This window comes from Luteibacter sp. SG786 (assembly GCF_011759605.1).
In the GTDB taxonomy this organism is placed as follows: Bacteria; Pseudomonadota; Gammaproteobacteria; order Xanthomonadales; family Rhodanobacteraceae; genus Luteibacter.
Genome location: NZ_JAAOYX010000001.1, coordinates 1,389,762 through 1,411,664 on the forward strand (window position 1 = coordinate 1,389,762; position 21,903 = coordinate 1,411,664).

Annotated in this window: 9 protein-coding genes and 1 pseudogene; 9 read left to right on the plus strand and 1 reads right to left on the minus strand. The window is 67.5% G+C overall.

The annotated features are described in order from the left end of the window. Nucleotides 1–250: 250 nt before the first annotated feature. From FHS47_RS06420 to FHS47_RS06460, 9 genes and pseudogenes are all read left to right on the plus strand, one after another. The gene (locus FHS47_RS06420) at nt 251–11,557 is read left to right on the plus strand and encodes a VCBS domain-containing protein (protein WP_167024558.1); all 11,307 of its coding nucleotides are present in this window, start codon (nt 251–253) and stop codon (nt 11,555–11,557) included. Nucleotides 11,558–11,614: 57 nt separating this feature from the next. Next, the gene (locus tag FHS47_RS06425; protein WP_208381821.1) at nt 11,615–13,534 is read left to right on the plus strand and encodes a TolC family protein; all 1,920 of its coding nucleotides are present in this window, start codon (nt 11,615–11,617) and stop codon (nt 13,532–13,534) included. Between the two features lie 38 nt (nt 13,535–13,572). Next, nucleotides 13,573–14,319, plus strand: a complete 747-nt coding sequence (locus tag FHS47_RS06430) for an efflux RND transporter periplasmic adaptor subunit (RefSeq protein WP_247741274.1) — start codon at nt 13,573–13,575, stop codon at nt 14,317–14,319. 4 nt (nt 14,320–14,323) lie between these two features. Next, nucleotides 14,324–15,703, plus strand: coding sequence for an HlyD family efflux transporter periplasmic adaptor subunit (locus FHS47_RS06435; RefSeq protein ID WP_167024565.1), 1,380 nt, complete (start codon nt 14,324–14,326; stop codon nt 15,701–15,703). 2 nt (nt 15,704–15,705) lie between these two features. Beyond that, the gene (locus FHS47_RS06440) at nt 15,706–17,829 is read left to right on the plus strand and encodes an HlyD family efflux transporter periplasmic adaptor subunit (protein WP_167024568.1); all 2,124 of its coding nucleotides are present in this window, start codon (nt 15,706–15,708) and stop codon (nt 17,827–17,829) included. Nucleotides 17,830–17,945: 116 nt separating this feature from the next. Further along, entirely contained in the window at nt 17,946–18,590 is a 645-nt protein-coding gene (locus FHS47_RS06445; RefSeq protein ID WP_167024571.1) for a dihydrofolate reductase family protein, read from the plus strand. Between the two features lie 93 nt (nt 18,591–18,683). After that, nucleotides 18,684–19,784: pseudogene (locus tag FHS47_RS06450) on the plus strand (NADH:flavin oxidoreductase/NADH oxidase); the annotation flags it as partial. A gap of 155 nt (nt 19,785–19,939) precedes the next feature. Next, complete coding sequence (locus FHS47_RS06455) at nt 19,940–20,401, plus strand: nuclear transport factor 2 family protein (RefSeq protein ID WP_167024577.1); 462 nt, start codon at nt 19,940–19,942, stop codon at nt 20,399–20,401. A 4-nt stretch (nt 20,402–20,405) separates the two neighbouring features. Further along, on the plus strand, nt 20,406–20,957 hold the full coding sequence (locus FHS47_RS06460; RefSeq protein ID WP_167024580.1) for a DNA-3-methyladenine glycosylase I: 552 nt from the start codon (nt 20,406–20,408) through the stop codon (nt 20,955–20,957). Nucleotides 20,958–20,990: 33 nt separating this feature from the next. Here the strand turns inward: FHS47_RS06460 and FHS47_RS06465 are convergent, their stop codons facing one another. Next, on the minus strand, nt 20,991–21,836 hold the full coding sequence (locus FHS47_RS06465) for a methyltransferase domain-containing protein (RefSeq protein ID WP_167024583.1): 846 nt from the start codon (nt 21,834–21,836) through the stop codon (nt 20,991–20,993). Between the last annotated feature and the right edge of the window lie 67 nt (nt 21,837–21,903).

Here is a 21,903-nt window from a genome sequence, read left to right on the forward strand (position 1 = left end):
GCTGCCTTCGGAGTAATCGATTACCCCGGCGTGTTCCGCGGCCTTTGCCGGAGCGGAACTTCGTCACGCAGGGCGTGACGCAAATTCCCACTGTAACGGCTTTCCCGTTTCATCCATGGAACATAGGATCGCCGCAGCCACTGTGATCGAGGTCACAGCCTCACGTCGACATCCTCCTCCCGAAGTCTTGCGGCGTTCGGGACGACGGCTGTTGGCCCGAGTCATGCCCGTCAAAACTGCAAGGCGACCCATGTCAGGGAACAAGTCATCGAATCCGTTCCGCCCCCGTGCCCACCGCTATGCGCTGGAGCCGCGCCAGATGTACGACGGCGCCGCACTCGTGGAGGCGGCGCACCATGTCGATCCTGCGCAAGCGGCGCATGACGCGGGCAAATTCCAGAGCCCGGCAGCCGAACAGCCAGGCCACGCGGTCGCCCCGGCCCCGGCGCCGCCGCCGGCACACAGCGAGGCGGCACCCGCGCAGGTGTATGTCGTGGACCAGAGCGTGGCCAACTGGCAGTCGCTGGTTTCGCAACTCCCGAAGGGCAGCCAGGTAGTGGTGCTGGATGACAAGTCGTCGGGCCTCTCTCAGATCGCCAACGCGTTACGCGGCGAACACGACATCGGCGCCATCCACATCATCAGCCATGGTGCCAACGATTCCATTTCGCTCGGCACCGATACGGTTACCGCGGCGAACGTCGCCGCGTTCAAGAGCCAGCTCGGCGAGATCGGCGCGTCGCTCTCTTCGAATGGCGACATCCTCCTCTACGGCTGCGACGTATCGCAGCACGACACCGCGCTGGTCACCCAGCTTGGCCGCCTGACGCAGGCGGACGTGGCGTCTTCCACCGATGCCACGGGCTCGGCCGCGCTCGGCGGAAACTGGGCGCTGGAAAGCACCATCGGCCACATCGAGACTCGCACCCTGTCGCTGGACTACGACGGCCTCCTCGTTGCGCCGACGGTGACCACTTCGGCCAAGAGCATCACCGTGGCCGAGCCCAGCTCGCTCAACGCCGCAGGTGCCGATCGCGCCACGCTCGGCGGCTGGTCCATCGTGGACGACGGCGTGGGCGGCGACAGCGTCACCGTCACGGCGAAGGTGGCAGATACGAGCAAGGGCACGCTGGTTTCCGCGGCCGGCGGCACGGCAGTGGCGGGCGGCTTCACCTTTACCGGCACGGCGGCCGCCGCGCAGGCCTGGCTCAACCAGCTCACCTTTGTCGCCGCGGATGTGGAACTGGGCAACACGGCGGCACACACGACCATCGATGTGACGGTGCGGGACGCCCAGTCGCTGTCGGCCTCCCATTCGCTGGACGTCAACATCACGCCTTCCAACGATCCGGTATCGGTACCCGACGCCACGAAGACCGTGCAGGAGGTGGATACCTCCGGCAACCGGAGCGTCACCGTTATCGGCACCGACACCCTGGCAGCGCTCGACACCGAGGTAACTCTCGGCACGCAGACGCCGACGCAGATCGTCTACAGTCTCACCGGCCTGCCGCAATACGGTTATCTCACTCTCAACGGCCAGCGCCTCGGCGCAGGCTCGGTCTTCACCCAGCAGGACGTGATCGACGGGCGCCTTGCCTACGTGCACACGGCCACGGGCGCCGACCAGGACACCGCGGACGGATTCGACGCCCGCGTCAACGACGGTGCGACACCGCTCGACCGTTCCGCCAGCGTGCATGTCACCCTGAACATCAATCCGGTAAACCAGGCGCCTACCATCGGCGGCACCGGTACGGTGTACGAGGGCCAGCCGGCCAACGCGGTGGATACCGGCAACGTCGGTCAGTACATCGTGGCCGGTACCGGCGGCGATCCGCAGGACACGCACCTGCAGATCACCATTACTTCGCTGCCGACCCACGGCACGCTCTATTACAACGGCGTGCCGGTCACGGCCGGGCTCACGTTCGATTACGCGAACCGCAACCTGCTCACGTACAGCAACGACGGCGTGGATGGCGTCACGCAGGACAGCTTCGGCGTGCGCGTCACCGACGAGGGCGGCGGCACGGGTACCAACGCCAGCACCGACGGCACGATCACCCTCGACGTGCATGCGGTGGACGACGATCCGGCCCTGGACACGGACAGCACGCTCACCGCCACGGTGCCGGCCGCCGGCAACGGCAGTGCGGGCGGGTATTCCGTGGTCCTCACGCCGGGAATGATCGGGGCGACCGACGTCGATTCGCCTGACCGGAACATCAGCTTCGTCACCAGCCAGAGCGGACTCACGCATGGCTACCTCCTGCTCAACGGCGAGCAGCTGAAGGACGGCGCCACGTTCACGATGGACGACGTGCGGGCGGGCCGCGTGCAGTACGTGCAGACGTCCGGTGCCGCGGCGGGCCAGCAGGACACGTTCCACTTCCAGGTGGTGGACAACACCATGGCGCTGCGCTGGAGCGCGGACGGCACCACATTCACCCGCATCGGCGGTGACTACAACGGCGCTGCCTCTACCGATACGCTGCGCGACTACACCTTCACGATCAACCTCGCGCCGACGCCGGCCGGCAACGATGGCGGCTTCCCCGTGCACGACCCGGTCACCGCCGACCAGGGTTCCACGCACGCTGGCGTGGACCCGAGCGGCGATGCCATCGGCACGGTGCAGGAAGGCGGCAGCATCGTCCTGCACGGCACGACCACGAACGGCCAGCCGACCGACTTCACCACCATGCCCGGCCTGAGCTACACGGCACAGGGCGTCGATCCGTCACAGGTGGTGTACACGTTCCTGGGCTTCACCAACGACGCCGGCATCACCGCCAGCGCCGGCACCTTGCAGAAGCAGGTGGGCGGCAACTGGGTAAACGTCTCCGCCTTCGGCACCTTCACCCAGGCCGACCTCGATGCCGGCCGCGTACGCTTCCAGCACGACGGCGACAGCGAGAACTTCCACGTCAAGGCCAACTTCTCGGTGTCCGCGGGCCTCGTCACCGTGGTGAACGGTCAGGCCGTTGTGGACAGCTGGACGCCCACGTTCGACATCTACGTGAACCCGACCAACGATCTGCCGACGGTCACGGGTTCCTCCAACACGGTGATCAACGAAGGCGAGATCGCCTACATCACCACGGGCCAGCTTGGCCTGCGCGATCCGGACGATGCGACCAGCCAGGGTTACCTCGAAGGCTCGCCCACGCTCCCGGGCGGCGGCGACAACTACGCCTACAACAATGACGCCACGGGCGCCGGCGCGCTGAAGTTCACCATCACGAGCCTGCCGCAGGGCGGCAAGCTGCAGTACTCCCTGGACGGCGGCGCGCACTGGCTCGACGTAACGGCGGGCATGACGCTCGATGCCGCCATCATCACGGGCAGCGCGGGTACCACAGGGCTTCGCTTCGTGAGCAACGGCTCCGAAGTTCGCAGCGCCACCTTCACGGTGGAGGCGCAAGACCGTTGGGGCGCCACGTCGGCCACGGACGCCGACGTCACCATCCAGATCACCAACGTCAACGATGCGCCGCAGATCGCCAAGGATCCCACCCAGGCCGATCCGACGGTGCCGTCGGATTCGCCTAACCAGATCGGCGGTGCGCCGGTCAACGAGCCGCTCACGCTCCCTGAAGGTGGCTACGCGCAGATCACGCCGGCCATGCTCCAGGCCTACGACCCGGACAGCAGCAGTGTCCAGGTGCAGTATGTGATCACGACCGCGCCCGCGCACGGGAACATCGCGTTCTCCACCGACGGCGTGAACTTCCACGTGCTCGGCAAGGGTTCGTCGTTCACCCAGGCCGATGTGGCCGCCGGCCACATCTACTACCTCAACGACGGTACCGAGACGAGCAGCGCCGGCTATCCGGCCGCGCCCGATGACAAGTTCGGCTTCACCATCTCCGACGGCGACAAGGAACAGGCGGGCAACGAGTTCTGGATCTACACCGATCCCACGAACGACGCGCCCAAGGTCACGGCGCCCACCGGTCCCATCGACCTCGATAGCGCAAACCCGCAGCACAACGAAGTGCCGGGTTTCTCCGTGAGCGATCCCGACCTGACGACGGTCGGCGCCGGCGAAACCGACTACATGCAGGTCACCGTGCGGTTGCTCAACGCCAACGGTACCGCGTTCCAGGCGGGCGACTACACGGCGGACGGCGTCTCCATCGGCTTCGCCAGCGGCAGCGGCGTGGTGGTGGATGCCGACAAGGACGGTTCTGGCGACTATCTCGTCCTGACCGGCACGCGTGCGCAGATCAATGCGGCGCTGGCCGGACTGACCGTCACCTTTGCCGGCGACCAGGATGCGAAATACCAGGTGCAGGTGATCGCGGACGACCGTCTGCGCGACGCCGGCGGCAACCTCGTCGGGGGTGCCAACGGCGGTGCCGTGAATCAGTCGCCCGACGCGGGTACAGGCGGCGGCTCGGTCACGAGCCCCGTCGAAACCAACGAATACGACTGGTACAACGACGCCGCGCCGACCGACAGCGGTAACCTCGCCGCGGCCTCGGTCGTGGTGCGCGCGTCCAGCGTCAACGACCCTGGTGTCATCAGCGGTCCGGGTACCATTCCGGCCACGTACGAAGACCAGCCCACCCATATCGGTGGCGGTTTCGTCGTCAGCGACGCGGAATCGGCGGCCTTCGACACACCGGTGACGGTGACCCTTACCGTGCCCAGCGGCTCCCTCGGCATCGGCGGCAGCGGCAGCCAGACCAGTTTCGGCGGCGTGACCATCTCCGGGGACAACACGTCCACCCTGGTGCTTACCGGCCGGGCCAGCGACATCCAGGCCCTGCTGAACGATGCCACGAACGGGCTCACTTATCAGAGCGCGGCGAACGTCAACCACGACCTCAACGGCGGCCAGCCCGGCGACGTGACGCTCACCATGAGCTTCGACGACGCGGGTTCCCGCATCGGCGACGATACCGGCAACGGCAGTGTCGCCAACAATCCGGCGCCGGTGGAGATCGGCATCGACGTCATCGCCGTGAACGATGCACCGACCGTCACGAAGGGCACCGGAACCGTCTACCTCAACGGCAGCACGGCCGTGGACGGGTTCTCGGTCAATGACGTCGATTACACCGATGGCGGCGGCATCACCACAGGCGAAAGCGACTTCATGCAGGTGACGGTGCGCGTCACGGATGCCAACGGCGTGGCGCTCGCTCACTCCGCATACGCCGACATCGTCCTCGGGTCGAGCAATGCAGGGTCGGGCGTGACGATCGACGGCACGTACGACGGTACTGGCGACGCGCTGGTCATCCGCGGCACACGCGATCAGATCAACCAGTACCTCGCGGGCCTGCAAGTCTCGATCGGCGGCTCGCTGGCCAATGCCGACAAGTCGTATCGGGTGGAGGTGATCGCCGACGACCGTCTGCGTGACGTGACGACGGGCGCACTTTCGGGCACGGCCGCCAACGGCGGCCAGAACGCGAACGCCAGCGGCGGCGTGGAGGACGTGCCCACCACCGTGGTGGACCCGTACGCCGCCGTCCCCGGCGGTCTCGGCAAGAACGTGTCGTCGGCCTACCGCGTGGTGTTCCCCTCGTCGGTGAACAACCCCACGGCCATCGGTGTCACCGCGCCCAACACGGCGACGGAAAGCGCCGCCGGGCATTACACCTTGGGCCACATCACGCTTGCCGATCCCGACGCGGGCACCGACAGTGTGACGGCGACAGTGGCCATCCCGGACGGTTTCCAGGTGAATGACGTGAATGGCGTCACCGCCATGTCGGGCACCTTCGGAGGCGCCTCGTACACCATCGCCGGCGATCATCGCTCGATCACGATCACCGGTTCGATCAGCCAGGTGGAAGCGGCGATCAACGCCGTGGGCGTGAAGCTGCCACCGTCGGCTGCCGGCGACAACAATGCGTTCTGGAACGGCACGTTCCAGGTGCAGGTGACGGTCAACGACAACGGCAACCACGGCAGCCGTCCGGACCAGGGCACGCTCGACGGCGACCAGGCGGCAAACGAAGGCACCGACCCGACCACCATCGGCGACCAGTACGGTTATGCCGACGGCTCGTCCAGTGCGCTCGTGACCACCCGCGTGTTCGACGTGACCATCAACAGCGGCACGTCGGTGAACGAAGCGGGGCTGGCCAACGGCAGCGGCAGCCAGGGCGTGAACGGCACGGAGAGCATCGACCTCTTCAATAACCTGGACAGCATCACCATCGGCAATCCGGCGGATGGCGCCGGGCATTCCGTCACGCTGACGCTCGCGCAGCTGAAGGATATCGCCAACGTCGACCCGGCGGACCGTACCATCCAGACCGCACACGGTACGCTCGTCATCACCGGCTATGTGCCGGGCGCGGACGATGCGCACGGTACGCTCATCTATCACTACGAACTCACCGGCCCGGTGAACCAGCCGGGGGCCACCGCAAGCAGCGAGGCCATCGCCGTTTCCACGCGGGACAGCGCCGGTTTCACCGATAACGGCAGCATCGCCGTCAACATCGTGGACGATGTGCCCACCGCTTCGGCGGACACGGGTAACGTGAACGAGGACGGTGCCGCCGCCACCGGCAGCGTGCTGGGCAACGACCATGTCGGTGCCGATGCCACCGCCACGCCGGTCACCGGCGTGAAGGCCGGCGCGGCGGGCGGCATGGCAAGCGGGCAGGTGGGTACGGGGGTCACGGGCCAGCACGGCACGCTGACGCTCAACGCCGACGGCAGCTACAGCTATGTGGTGAACAACGACGATCCGGCCGTGAACGCGTTGAAGACCGGCGACAGCCTGACCGATGTCTACACGTACACCATCACGGATGCCGACGGCGACACCAGCACCGCCACGCTGACCATCACCATCCACGGTCATACGGACGGTACGCCGGCCGTGGTGCCGGTGGACGGAAACGGTGCCGCTGCGGGGCATGCGACCGTGCACGAGTCGGGGCTCGTGGACGGCGACGGCTCGCAGGCGACATCCGGCAGCATCGATCTCACGGCGGCCGACGGCATCCAGAGCGTCACCGTGCACGGCGTGAGCATCTCTCTCGCCGAACTTCAGGCCTTGGGTGGTACGCCGAAGACCATCGACACGGGCGTGGGCACCCTGGTGCTCACCGGCTTCACGGCCGGCACCTCGGTCGGCGGCGTACCCACGGCGGGTTCGCTCAGCTACACGTACACATTGAATGGTGCCCAGTCGCAGCCCGGCTCGACGGAGAGCCAGCAGAACATCGCGCTGACCATTACCGATGCCGGTGGAGACACGCAGGCAGGCACGCTCGTCGTCGACATCGTCGACGACGCCCCGACCGCCCATGCGGATGCGGCCGATGTGAACGAAAACGGTGCGGCCGCCACGGGTAACGTGATCACGGGTGGCGGGGCGAAGGACGTGGCCGACCGTACCGGTGCCGACACGCCGACGACGGTCACCGGTGTCGCGGCGGGCAATACCGGCAGCGACGTTGCCGGCGGTACGGGCACGGGCGTTGCCGGGCAGCACGGCACGCTCACGCTCAACGCCGACGGCAGCTACAGCTATGCCGTGAACGACAACGACCCCGCCGTCAACAGGCTGAAGGACGGCGAGACGATCCAGGACACCTTCACCTACACCATCACCGACGCGGATGGCGACAGGAGCACCACGACGCTCACGGTCACCATCCATGGCAAGACCGACGGCGTGCCTTCGATCGCGCCCGTGGACGGTAATGGCGCCGCCGCGGGCCATGCGACGGTGCACGAGTCCGGGCTTGTCGATCAGGACGGATCGCAGACGACGGGCGGCTCCATCGCCATCGTGGCGGGCGACGGCATCGACAACATCGACGTGGGCGGTGTGTCGCTCTCGCTTGGCGACCTGCAGAACCTCGGCACGTCGCCGAAGACGATTCACACGCCCGACGGCACGCTCGTGCTTACCGGTTTCGTTCCCACCGCGACGGTGGGCGGCGTACCGACGGCCGGCACGCTCACCTATACCTACACGCTGGACGCCGCGCTGACACAGCAGGCTGGACAGGATCACAGCACCGACACGATCGGCCTTCTGGTCAACGATGCCGGCGGCGGGAGCAGCGTGGGAAGCCTGGTGGTCGAGATCGTGAACGACGCGCCTGTAGCCCATGCGGATCATGCGGATGCCGACGAGGACGGTTCGTCCGTGGGCGGCAACGTGATCACGGGCGGCGGCACCGGCGATGTCGCCGACCGCACCGGTGCCGACGCGCCGACAGTGGTCTCCGGCGTTGCGGCGGGCACGGCCGGCGGCGCGGTGAGCGGTCAGGTCGGCACGGCGGTCACCGGGCAGCACGGCACGCTGACGCTCCATGCCGATGGAAGCTATAGCTACGACGTCGATAACGACGACCCGTCGGTCAACAAACTGAAAGACGGCGAGACGATCCAGGACACCTACACCTACACCATCACCGACGCGGACGGCGACACGAGCACCACGACGCTCACGATCACCATCCACGGACATACCGATGGCGGTCCCACCATCGCGCCGCACGACGGCAACGGCACGGGCAACGGCGTCGAGAGCAATGGCGAGGCCACGGTGTGGGAATCCGGCCTCACGCCGGACGGCCCGCTGGGCCACGACAGCGTCGCTTCCGACACGGTGGCTATCTCGGCGCCGGACGGACTGGTCGAGATCCAGGTCGGCGGCACCACGGTCAGCGCGGCGCAGCTCGCCGCGCTCGCAGGGTCGCCGATCACGATTCATACCGCCGACGGCACGCTCATCCTCACCGGCTTCACCCCGAGCGGTTTCGTCGGCGGCGTGCCGACCGGCGGCACGCTGTCGTACACGTACAGCCTGGACGCTTCCTTGCTCCAGACCGGCCCGGACCGTAGCCACAGCGTCGACACGATCGCCTTGTCGGTGACGGACGCCGGTGGCACAACGGCAGCGGGCACGCTGGCCGTCACGATCGTCAACGACGCGCCGACCGCGCACGCCGACGCCGCCGATGTCGCCGAAGATGGACTCCCGGTGGGTGGCAACGTCCTCACGGGCGGTGGCGCGCACGATGTGGCCGATCGTCCCGGTGCCGACAGCGCCACGACGGTGACAGGTGTCGCGGCGGGCAACACCGGCGGCACGGTGGCCGGCAACCTCGGTGCGGGTGTCGCGGGCCAGTACGGCTCGCTCACGCTCAACGCCGACGGCAGCTACAGCTACACGGTCGACGACAACAACGCTGCCGTGAATGCGCTTCGCGACGGCCAGACCGTCACGGACGTCTATACGTACACCATCACGGACGCGGACGGCGACACCAGCACCACCACGCTGACGATCACCATCCACGGCCACACGGATGGCGCGCCGACGGTCACGCCGGTGGACGGCAATGGCGGCATCGCGGGCCACGCGACGGTGGACGAAGCGGGTCTGGTCGACCATGACGGATCGCACGTCACGGGCGGCACGATCGACCTCACGGCGGACGATGGCCTCGCCAGCGTCACGGTGGGCGGTACCACGATCGGCCTCGCCGACCTCGCGGCGCTTTCCAACGGCTCGCCGGTCGCCATCCATACGCCCGACGGCACGCTGGTTCTGACCGGCTTCCAGCCGACGGCGTCGGTGGGCGGCGTACCCACGGCCGGTACGCTCAGCTACACGTATACGCTCGACCGTCCGGTCGCACAGCCGGGCGCGGGCGACAGCATCGGCAACATCGCGCTGACCGTCACGGATGCCGGCGGCGGTACGGTCGCGGGCACGCTCCAGGTCGACATCGTCGATGACGCGCCCACGGCGCATGCCGATCACGCCGATGCGAACGAGGACGGCTCCCCGGTGACGGGCAATGTCGTTGGCGGCGGCGGTGCGGGTGACGTTCCCGATCGCGTCGGCGCGGATGCCACGACGACGCCGGTGTCCGGTGTCGTCGCCGGCAGCGCCAACGGTCCGGTGAACGGTCACGTGGGTTCGGGTGTGGCCGGTCACTATGGCTCGCTCACGCTCCATGCCGACGGCAGCTACAGCTACGCGGTGGACAACGACAATCCGACGGTGAACGCACTGAAGGACGGCGAGACGCTGACCGATGTGTATACGTACACCATCACCGACGCCGACGGCGACACCAGTACCGCGACGCTGACCATCACGATCCATGGCCATACCGACGATGGCCCCACGGTCGTGCCGGTCGACGGCAATGGCAGTGCGGACGGCCATGCCACGGTGCATGAGGCTGGCCTCGCCGACCACGACGGCTCGCACGTCGTGAGCGGCAGCATCGGCGTGGTCGCCGACGACGGGCTGACCAGCATCACCGTGGGTGGCAAGACACTTACCACCACAGACCTGGCGGCCCTCTCGAACGGTTCGCCGGTGACCGTCCGCACGCCGGACGGCACGCTGGTGCTCACGGGCTTTAAGCCGACCTCGACCGTCGGCGGGGTGCCGACCGCGGGAACGCTCAGTTACACGTACACGCTGGATCACGCCGTCTCGCAGCCGGCCGGCAAGGACACGCTAGACAACATCGGCCTCACGGTGCTCGACGCCGGCGGCGATACCTCCAGCGGAACCTTGACGATCCACATCGCCAACGACGTTCCGACCGCCCGCGACGACAGCGCCACCATCGTGCAGGACGGCGGCCAGACGGGCGCGTCCGGCAATGTGTTCACCGGCAAGGACGGTTCGCACGACGGTTCGGATCGCATCGGTGCCGACGGCGCCGCGACCGGCGGTCCGGTGACGTCCGTGGGCTCGGTCAATACCGGGGCGGACGGAGCGATCGGCGGGGCCAGCAAGGGCGAGTTCGGCACGCTTGTGCTCAATGCCGACGGTACCTACAGCTACAAGCTGGACACGGGCAACCCGAAGGTGAGCGCACTCGACGCAAGCCGCACGTTGACGGAGGTATTCGTCTACACCATCACCGATGCGGACGGCGACACCAGCGAGGCGCGGCTGACCATCACCATCCACGGAATCACGCCGCCCATGCAGGCTCGTGCCGGCGACCAGATCTTCCCGTTGGCCCACGACTGGACGGTACGCGATATTCGCCAGGACTACGTGCCGGGGCTGTTCGTGCTGCCGGAGGTGAACCGGTCGCAGGACGACACGCTGCGCTGGCAGAACCAGTGGGTGACCGGGCGCCTCGATCCGAGCGACATCGGCGAACTGCCGCAGGGGCCGGAGAACAGCCAGTTCGTGCTGAACGACGGCGTCGGCTTCTCGCACAGGATCGTCGCCGAGGCGCACGCACGCTCTCGCGTCGCGCTCAACGACTTCGGCCTGGCATCCAGTCCGCTCTGGGACGACTTCTCGCCCTTCGCGTTGAAGCACGTCGCCGACCGCGAGCAGGCAGGGCACGAGCGGGCCGGGGAGCGCCACGAGCGGGCACATGCGTCCCATCGTGACGAGCACATGCCGCACGAGCGCCGCGAGGCGCCGGCGGTACGCGAGCCCGTCTCGGTGATCCTGGTTCCGTCGTCGACGTCCACCCCGGGCGGTGCGCCGTCGCTCACGGCGCAGATCGCAGCCATGGCCAAGGCCGCGGCCGTGCCTGTCGCGGTGGTGCCCGCCGCCGTTCCGTCACGTCATTAATCGCGAGCCGGCGACCGCGGGCGGTCGCCGGACACGTATTCGAGGAAACGAACCTCCATGCTCCATTCCACAGCCATGAAGACCGCCATGCCGAAGTCAGCGCTGCGTCCCGTAACCCTTTCCGCCACCATCGCCCTGGCGGTCTTCCTGACCGGCTGCGGCGCCGTGAAGCCCAAGCCGCTCACGCACGACGAGATCGCCACGCGCGTGCGTAACGACCAGCAGGCCATGTACAAGGGGCAGGAGCCCGTCAGCGGTGCGCTGACGCTTTCCGACGTCATGGCCCGGTCGCTCAAGTACAACCTCGACTACCGCCTGAAGCTCATGGAAACCGCGCTGTCGCGCGGCCTGCTCGACGTGTCCGAGCTCGACATGCTGCCCAAGCTCATGACCGATGCCGGCTACCGCTGGCGCAGCAATGACTCGGGCGGCACCAGCATCGGCATCCAGGACCGCATCATCAGCCTGCGCCCCTCGACGTCGGAAGAGCGCGTGCACTTCCTCGCGGACGCCACGCTGTCGTGGGACGTGCTGGACTTCGGCCTGAGCTACTACCGCGCGAAACAGCAGGCCGACGACGTGAACGTGACCGACGAACGTCGCCGCAAGGTGCTGCAGAACATCGTGCAGGACGTGCGCGACGCCTACTGGCGCGCGCTGGGCGCCCAACGCCTGCTGGGTGAAACGCAGACCCTGGCCGACAACATCCAGGCCGCACTGGAAAAGACCCGCCAGGCCGAACGTGCCGGTGTGCTGCCGCCTGTGGAAGGGCTGGAATATCAGCGTGCGCTGCTTGACGCGATGACGCTGGTGACCGAGAAGCGCCAGGAAATGGAGTTCGCCAAGCGCGAACTCGCCGCGCTCATGAACCTGGCGCCCGGCACGGAATTCACCCTCGCCGATGCGAAGGAAACGACGCTGTCGCAGGTGCCGTCCAACCTCGACCAGCTGGAACAGATGGCACTCGAGCAGAGGCCGGAACTGCGCGAGGAAGACTACAAGACGCGCATCGACGCCATCGAGACCAAGAAGCAGATCGCCTCGCTGTTCCCGAACCTCAACCTGTTCGGTGGCGGGGGCTACGATTCCAACAAGTACCTGTACAACGAGAGCTGGGCCCAGGGCGGCGTCAGCATGTCGATGAACCTGTTCCGCCTCGCAGGCATCCCCGCCATCAAGCGCACGAACGAAGCGCGCATGAAGGTGGACGACGCACGCCGCATGGCGCTGAGCATGGCGGTACTGACTCAGGTGCGCGTGTCGGTGGAGCGTTACAAGCTCGCCGTGTACGACCACCAGTTGGCGGAAGAATCGGCAAGGGTGGATCAGCGTCTTGCCAGCGTGGCACGGGCCGGTTCCAGCAACCAGCTCACCAGCGACCTCGAGACCCTGCGGACGCAGGCGCGCTCGATGGTCTCTCGCTTCCAGGAAGCCTCGTCCTATGCGGCGGCGCAGTCCGCTTACGGTCGTGTGTTGAACTCGGTGGGTATCGATCTGATGCCCGAGCAGGTGGTGGGCAACGACCTGCCCACGCTTTCGAAGGCCATCCAGACCAGCCTTTCCGGTGGCGAGCAGCAGGTGTTCACGCAGGCGGCGGACGCCGTGGAAGTGGACCGTCCGGTGGAACTCTCCGTGACCGGTCTGCCGGCGCGTGTGGACGGTGGCGCCGTGCGCGCCGCGGTGGGCAACGTGATGACGGGCAACCGCATTTCGCTCGGCAGCGGCGACGACGCGCTGGCCATGGAGCTTCACTTCAGCAGCACGCCGGGCAAGAACGCCACCCGTGCGCAGTGGGACGTGATCGTGCAGGACAAGGCGGGCAAGCGCCTGATGACCCAGAGCTATCGCAGCTTCCTGCCGGACGAAGTGAGCACACGCGCCGTCGCGGCCCTGGCCGAAGCCGCCACGCTTTCCGTCCTGGGCGAGGTGCACCAGCTCGTCGCCGCGCCGGAAACCGCGGCCATCAACCAGCCGTGAGCCGTATGTCTTCGATAGAAAAGGTAGTCAGGAAAGCGATGGGCGTTGCCGGTCTGCTTGCCATGGGACTGGCGGGGCCCGCGCAGGCACAGTCGTCTCCCGCCACCGGGGTGCAGGCGCCCGTCCGTTTCCTCGTAGTTGCCGATCGCGAGGCCCCGCTGTCCGCGGTGTCCGGCGGTCGCGTCGCCCGCGTCTATGCGCAGCTCGGCGATACGGTGACGAAGGGCAAGGTGCTTGTGTCGCTCGATTGCAGCGACCTCGAAGCCAAGCGTGCGGCGGCGGAGGCCGAGTTCAACGCGGCGCAGCTTCGTTACGAAGCGAAAGCGAAACTGCAGGGCCTGCAGTCCGCGGCCGCGCTGGAAGTGGAGCTGACGGCCGCCGATGTGAATCGGACGCGTAGCCAGATGCGTATCTTCTCGGCCGAGCTTGCACAGTGTCGCTTCGTCGCCCCGTTCGACGGACGGGTGGCGCGCGTGCATGTGAAGGAGGGGCAGGGCGTCGCACCGGGTGCGCCCATCATCGACCTCGTCGGTACCGGCACGCCGAAGGCGCGGCTCAACGTGCCGTCGAACTGGATCGCGTGGCTGCGCCCGGGCGCGCACCTCGATGCGAGCGTGGACGAGACCGGGGAGCGCTATGTCCTCAACGTCACCCGGCTCAGCGGTCGCGTGGACGCGGTCAGCCAGACGATCGAGATCGAGGCCGACTTCCTCGGTGACACCAGCCGTGTCCTGCCTGGAATGAGCGGCCGCGCCACGCCGGCGAAGAGCGGCGGCAAGGGCTGAACCGATGAACGCACCGGACACCCGCGGCGCGACCGCGCCGTCGCGCTTCTACGCGCTCGCCGCCCGTGCCGAAGGCGCCACCACTGCCGCGGAACTCGGCTTCGTGGTCTGCAACGAGACGCGGCTGCTGGTGGAATACCGGCAGGCGGCGCTCGTATCGCTGTCGGCGGCACGCGGCCCGCGGCTGGTGTCGCACTCCGGTCTTGCCGATCCGGACCCCAACACGCCTTATGCCCTGTGGCTGGTCGCGGTGACACGAAAGATCGCCGCGCGCTGTGCCGAACTGCCTTCGACGGCCCGCGTGCTCCCCCTCTCGCCGGAGATGCTCGGGGAGGAACTTGCCGGGGAGTGGAGCGAATGGCTGCCGGCCCACGTGTGGGTTCTGCCGCTCGTGGGGCCCGATAAGAACATGGGCGCGCTGCTTTTCCTCGCCCGCGACGACGCATGGCCGACGACGCTCGTGTCCGATGGCGCGGAGTTCGCGCTCCTGCAGTTGGCGAGCCTTTACGGTTATGCGTGGTGGTCGCTCGTGGCACGGCCGACGCGCTGGCAGCGCTGGTGGCGCAAGGCGAGCAGCGGCCGTCGCCTGCAGTATGCGCTGGCGGCATTGCTGCTTGTGCTGCTCATTCCCATGCGCGAATACACCCTCGTGCCTGCCGAGATCATTTCCACGCGCAGCCAGGTGATCGCCTCGCCGCGCGAGGGCGTGATCCATCGCATGAAGGTGCTGCCGAACACGCCGGTAAAAGCCGGCCAGATATTGGCCGAGCTCGACGACACCACCCTGCGCAACAAGCTGGCCGTGGCCCGGGCGGAACTCGCCACGGCCAGCGTGGAAATGCACCAGGCCGCACAGCAGGCGATCGAGAGCCAGAACGCGAAGGCCGACCTCGGCCTGGCCGAAGGCAAGTGGCGCGAGCGCCAGGTGGATGTGGACTCGCTCCAGCGCGAGGTGGACAAGCTCGCGATCCGCGCGCCGGCCGACGGTGTGTTCGTCTATTCCGATCCCGACGACTGGGCCGGCCGGCCTGTGCAAACCGGCGAACGCATCGGCCTGCTTGCCGATCCGCATGCGCTGGGCGTGCGTGCCTGGGCACCGGTGGGCGAGGCGACCAACCTCGCCCCTCAGGCACCGATGACGGTATTCCTGAAAGTGGCTCCGCTGTCGCCGCTCGACGCGCATCTGGATTACGCAGGGTACCAGCCGGTGGAGGCGCCCAACGGTGTGGCCAGCTACGTGCTGCGCGGCACGATCGACGGCACGCCGCCCGGCGCCCGCATCGGCTTGCAGGGCACGGCCCGTGTGTCCGGCCGCTGGAGCGTTCTGGGTTACCTCATGTTGCGCCGGCCGCTGGCGACCGTGCGGGCCTGGAGCGGGCTCTGAACATGGCTGCCGCGTCCATGATGGGGGCGATGCCGGCGGCACCGCCGCCGTGGCCGGCGCTGCGCGACGAGCTTGCCATTCATCCCGCGGGCCGCAATCGCGACGGGTCGCCGGCCTGGCATCTGTCCGATCCGGTGCGCAACCAGTTCTTTCGCATCGGCTGGCTGGAGTTCGAGATCCTGCGGCACTGGTCGCTCTGCGATCCGGTGCGCATCGCGGAAGCCGTGGCCGCCGATACCACGCTTGCGCCCGAACCCGACGACGTGGTGGATTTCGTCCGCTTCCTGCAACAGCAGCAGCTCCTCCGCGCCGCCATGCCGAAGCGTCAGGCCTCGGCCATGCATTGGCTGTTGCAGAACTACCTCTTCATCCGCATCCCGCTCATTCGGCCGGAGCGCTTCCTGCGCAAGGCGCTGCCTTATGTGAGTTGGATGTTCGGCACCCGCTTCCTCGTCGCGACCCTGGTCGCCGCGGTGCTGGGCCTTCTGCTGGCGGCCCGGCAGTGGGACACCGTGCAGGCCAACCTGCGCGGCGCGATGAGCTGGGACGGCGTGGTGGCTTTTGCGGGCGCGCTCGTGTTCTCGAAGTGCTGGCACGAGTTCGGCCATGCGTTCATGGCGACGCGCTTCGGCGTGCGCGTGGGCCACATGGGCGTGGCGCTACTGGTGATGTGGCCCATGGCGTACACGGACACCGGCGAGAGTTGGAAACTGGAAGGTTCCCGGCGCCGTCTGGCGATCGCCTCGGCCGGCGTCATGGCGGAAGGGGTGCTCGCCGCGTGGTGCACGCTGCTATGGTCGTTCGCGCCCGAAGGCAATTTCAAGAACGCCTTGTTCTTCCTCGGCACCACGGCATGGGTGTTGACCATAGCCGTGAACGCTAGCCCCTTCATGCGCTTCGATGGCTATTTCATCCTGGCCGATGCACTCGATTACCCGGGCCTGCACGAGCGGGCAGGGCGCTGGGCCAAGCGCTGGGTACGGCGCACATTCCTCGGCATCGAAGACCCGCGCCCCGACGCGGTATCGCCGCGCTTCGCGGCGTTCCTCACCGGCTTCGCGTTCCTTACGTGGCTCTACCGGCTCACTCTGTTCGTCGGTATCGCCGTGGTCGTCTACCACGCCTTCTTCAAGGCGCTTGGCCTCATTCTCTTCCTGGTGGAAATCGTGACGTTCGTGGTGAAGCCTATGTTCTATGAAGTCCGGACATGGTGGGCACGCCGCGCGGAGATCCGGCGTTCCACGGTCGGCCGCTGGCTTGCGGTACTTGCTGCCGTTGCCGTCGTTCTCCTGGTGCCTTGGTCGTCCGGCATCACCGCGGACGCTCTGGTGGAGGCGGGCATCGAACAACCGGTGTTCACGCCGTTCCCGGCGCGTCTGGAGCAAGTGAGCGTTCGCGAGGGCGATCACGTGAAGCCGGGCCAGGTGTTGTTCGAACTCTCGGCGCCTTCGCCGAGAGACGAGACCGCCAAGGCCGATGCGTTGCGGGAGGCCTACGAGTCAGCCGCCCGAGGAGCGGTGGCACTGGACCGCGACGGTGTCGCCAAGCAGGTGGTTGCCGAGCGCATGGCCGATCAGTACGACGTGCAGCGACAGGCCAGCACCGCCGAACTCCATCGCCTGCGCCTCGTGGCGAGCGATGGCGGCATCGTGCGCGACCTGGATACCACGTTGCAGCCAGGCAACTGGGTATCGCCCGGTTCGCGCATCGCTACCATCGTGGGTGGCACGCGGTGGCGTGCGGACGTGCTGGTATCGGAAGCGGATCGTGCACGTCTGGTTGCCGGATCGGAGGTGACCGTGTATCCGCGCGGCCGCTGGAATCCGCTGCATGGCCGCGTGGTCGCGGTGGACAACGGTGCCATGGAGCACCTGCCGAGCCTGATGCTGGCAAAGAATCACGGCGGTCCGATCCCGCTGAACCCCACCGCCCCCGTGAAGGACCTGAAGCCCGCCTCCGTGTGGTACCGCGTCCGCGTCGAAGGCGACGGTCTCGAAGCCCCGCTGCCCGCCGAGGAACTGGCCACCGTGCACATGGAAGGCCGACGCGAAAGCATCGGACGCCGCTGGATCGACAGCGCGCTGCTGATCCTTCTGCAGCAGACGGGCCTGGGCAAGGAAGGCTGACGGGTCGGCATGGCCGCGACCGGGAGCGATACCTGTGGTCGAAGCCCGGCACGCTTGCGCCACCTGCGGGAATGTGCGACACGGTGCGCTCTTACGAGGAACGAGAGGGTGTGGCCGTGGCGAAAGTTCGTGTGAATGCGTTCACCATCTCGGTGGACGGTCTCGCCGCCGGCCGCGACCAGAGCCTCGAACAGCCGATGGGTGTCGGTGCGGAGGGCTTGCACCGCTGGCTGATAGAAACGAGGACCTTTCACGCCATGATGGGCAAGGAGGGTGGCTCCACTGGAGTGGACGAACGCTTCGCCGCGCAGTCGATGGAAGAGCTCGGCGCATGGGTCATGGGCCGCAACATGTTCGGTCCGATCCGAGGCGACTGGCCCAACGATGAGTGGAAAGGGTGGTGGGGCGATACGCCGCCCTACCACTGCCCTGTGTTCGTCCTCACGCGTTATCCGCGGGAGTCCCTCGCGATGGACGACGGCACAGTGTTCCACTTCGTGACCGGTGGCATCGACGAAGCCCTGGCCCGCGCGAAAGAGGCGGCCGGCGAGCGTGACGTACGCATCGGCGGCGGAGCCTCGACCGTTCGCCAATACCTTCAGGCCGGCGCTATCGACGCGCTACACATAGCGATATCGCCCGTGCTGCTCGGCCGGGGCGAAGCGCCGTTCGCCGGCCTGGACCTCCCCGCGCTGGGATACAGGATCACGGAACACACCCAGGGCGAGCACGCGATGCACCTGGTGCTCGCCCGGGGATGACCTTTCGGGAGGTCATCCCTCGCGCCGGGGTTGGCAAATCCTTTTCGGTCTCCATGTGACACTCAGGCAAATCTCATCACGGTGGAACATCCCATGGCGCACCCGGCGCTCTTCCAGCCCATTCATATCCGCAACCGCGAACTTCCGAACCGGATCGTCATCGCTCCCATGTGCCAGTATTCCGCCGAAGACGGCCGGATGAACGACTGGCACACGATCCACCTGGGCCAACTCGCCTTGTCGGGTGCGGCCCTGCTCACCATCGAGGCCACGGCAGTGCTGCCCGAAGGCCGCATCACCTGGGCCGACGTGGGTCTGTACGACGACGCCACGGAAGCGGCCATGCGAACCACGGTAGACGCCGTGCGGCGTTGGTCGGACATGGCCCTCGGCGTTCAGCTCGGCCACGCGGGGCGGAAGGCGTCCACGGAGGTGCCTTGGGCCGGCGGCGCGCAACTGGCGCCGGACCATGCGCATGGCTGGCAGACCGTCGCACCCTCCGCCATCCCGTTCCATCCCGACAATCGGCCGCCGACGGCCCTGGACCGGAAGGGCCTTGACCGTATCCGCGACGCGTTCGCCGCCGCGGCGCAGCGAGCCGCGCGGCTGGGCCTTGATTTCATCCAGTTGCATGGCGCGCATGGCTACCTGCTGCACCAGTTCCTGTCGCCGCTGTCGAACCAGCGCACGGACGAGTACGGCGGCTCCCTCGAGAATCGCATGCGCTTCCCGCTGGAAGTCTTCGACGCGGTACGCGCGGCGTTCCCGGCCGACCGGCCGGTGAGCATGCGCGTTTCGGCCACCGACTGGGTGGAAGGCGGCTGGGACCTCGAGCAGACGATCGCTTTCGCCAAGGCCCTGGAGGCCCGCGGCTGCGATGCGATCCATGTGTCCACCGGCGGGCTCCATCACGCGCAGCACATCGCCGTGGGCCCGGGTTACCAGGTGCCTTTCGCCCGCGGGGTGAAACAGGCGGTGTCGATGCCGGTGATCGCGGTGGGACTCATCACGAGCCCGGAACAGGCGGAGGCGATCGTGGCCACCGGCGACGCCGACATGGTGGCGCTGGCGCGCACGATCCTCTACGACCCGCGGTGGCCGTGGCACGCCGCGGCGGAACTCGGCGCGACGGTGCGGGCACCCAAACAGTACCTGCGTTCGCAACCCTCGCGGCTGCGGCACCTGTTCGCGACGGACGGCCCCGCCGATCCGTCGCCGCACTGGTCGCGTGGCGAGGACGGCAAGTATCGTTAATGGCAGGGCGGGAACGCTTGCGCTGGGCCAGGATGTGCAAGCCCCGCAGGCGTCGCCCGCCCTAAAGTGTCGTCTCCCCACAAGGAAGCCTTGTCATGGCCGCGCCCGTACCTCCGTTCACCCTCGAATCCGCCATCCGCAAGGTGCGCCTGGCAGAGGACGGTTGGAACAGCCGAACGCCCGAGAAGGTGGCGCTGGCCTATTCGCCGGACAGCCAATGGCGTAACCGGGCGGAGTTCGTGCGCGGGCGGGCACAGATCGTCGAGTTCCTCACGCGCAAATGGGCTCGGGAACTCGACTATCGGCTGATCAAGGAACTCTGGGCGTTCACCGGCGACCGCATCGCCGTACGCTTCGCCTACGAGTGGCACGACGACAGCGGCAACTGGTTCCGTTCCTACGGCAACGAAAACTGGGAATTCGACGAGGCGGGCGAAATGCACCACCGCTACGCGTGCATCAACGACCTGCCCATCGCCGAAAGCGAGCGCAAGTTCCACTGGCCATTGGGGCGCCGTCCGGACGATCATCCCGGACTCTCCGAACTTGGCCTCTAGCTCCATGACGAAAGCACCGAAACGCTGCCCGTGGGCGGGCACGGACCCGCTCTACCTGGAATACCACGACACCGAATGGGGCGTGCCGCTACACGACTCCCGCATGCTCTGGGAGCAGCTGATGCTGGAGGGCTTCCAGGCGGGGCTGTCGTGGATCACCATCCTTCGCAAGCGCGAGAGCTTCCGCAATGCGTTCCGGGGGTTCGACCCGGCGAAGGTCGCGCGCTTCGCGGAAAAAGACATGGCACGCCTGCTCGAAGACCCCGGCATCGTTCGCTCCCGCGCGAAGATCGAGGCCACGATCGAAGGCGCTCGTATCTACGAAGCCATGCGCGAGCGCGGCGAGGACTTCGCCGCCTACTGTTGGTCGTTCACCGATGGAAAAGTGATCCGCGGCGACGGGCGCACCGTGCACGCGCAGACGCCGCTGTCGGTCACTATTTCCAAGGACCTGAAAAAACGCGGCTTCAAGTTCGTGGGGCCGACCATCACTTATGCCTGGATGCAGGCGGTGGGCATCGTCGACGATCACGTGACGGGTTGCTTCCGGCGTTGATGGCGGCAGGACAAGCTCCGCCCGAGCGGTTGTCTACGACGCGGTGCCGATGGCAAGGGTGAAGGTCTGGAGGAAGTGGAAGTCGGGGCGGCGGAGCGCGAAGTCCGGATGCGCCGGATCGCACAGCCGCTGCAGTTCGTCGTAGTCCTCGCGCGACAGGTACGGCCGCAACCGTTCGCCCCACGAGTTCCTGAAGATGGCTTCGACGAGGTAATCCTCGTCTTCCCGGGCCACGGGCGCGATGCGTTCGATGGGGATGGTTCGTACGGCGACGTCGCGAAGACCGGCGGCGCGCATCATGCCCACGAGTGCGCGAACGGAGGCCAGATCGCGCTCGTCCAGCGCATACCGGTCGCGGTAGTACTGCCGCACGGCCTCGTTCGCCAGCCGCTCCAGCCGCGAATCCCAGGCGAAGTACATGTCGGGCAGCAGCGAGCTCTGTCCGAGCGCGATGCGCCCGCTGGGGCGGAGCAGGGAAGCGGCCAGCCGCAGGCCCGCCACAGGGTCGCGCAAGTGATTGAACGTGTTTACCGACCACACGAGGTCCAGCGTGGCGGGGGCGATCGGCGGCGCTGCGAGGTCGGCCTGCATGACGGCCGTGACGCCGGGTGCCGCGGCGCGTGCCGCAGCGACGTGCGCCGCTGCGAGATCGAAACCGACGACACTGCCACGCGGTCCCACCTGGTCGGACAGCCAGCGCAATGCCTCCCCGGTACCGCATCCGGCATCGAGCACGCGTGCGCCGGGGCGGAGCCCCAGTTGCGCGATGGCCTGCCTGATTTCAGGTGCCGCGAAAGCGTTGAAAAGGCGCAGCTTTCGCGAGTAGTCGCGCGCGGCGGTGTCTCCGAGCAATCCGCTTGGCGTGGCTGGCTGGTTCATGCGACGTGTGTACCGAAAGGGTGGGCGAAAGTTGCAGTACCCAACCATCGCTTCGTGGCCGTGCCGT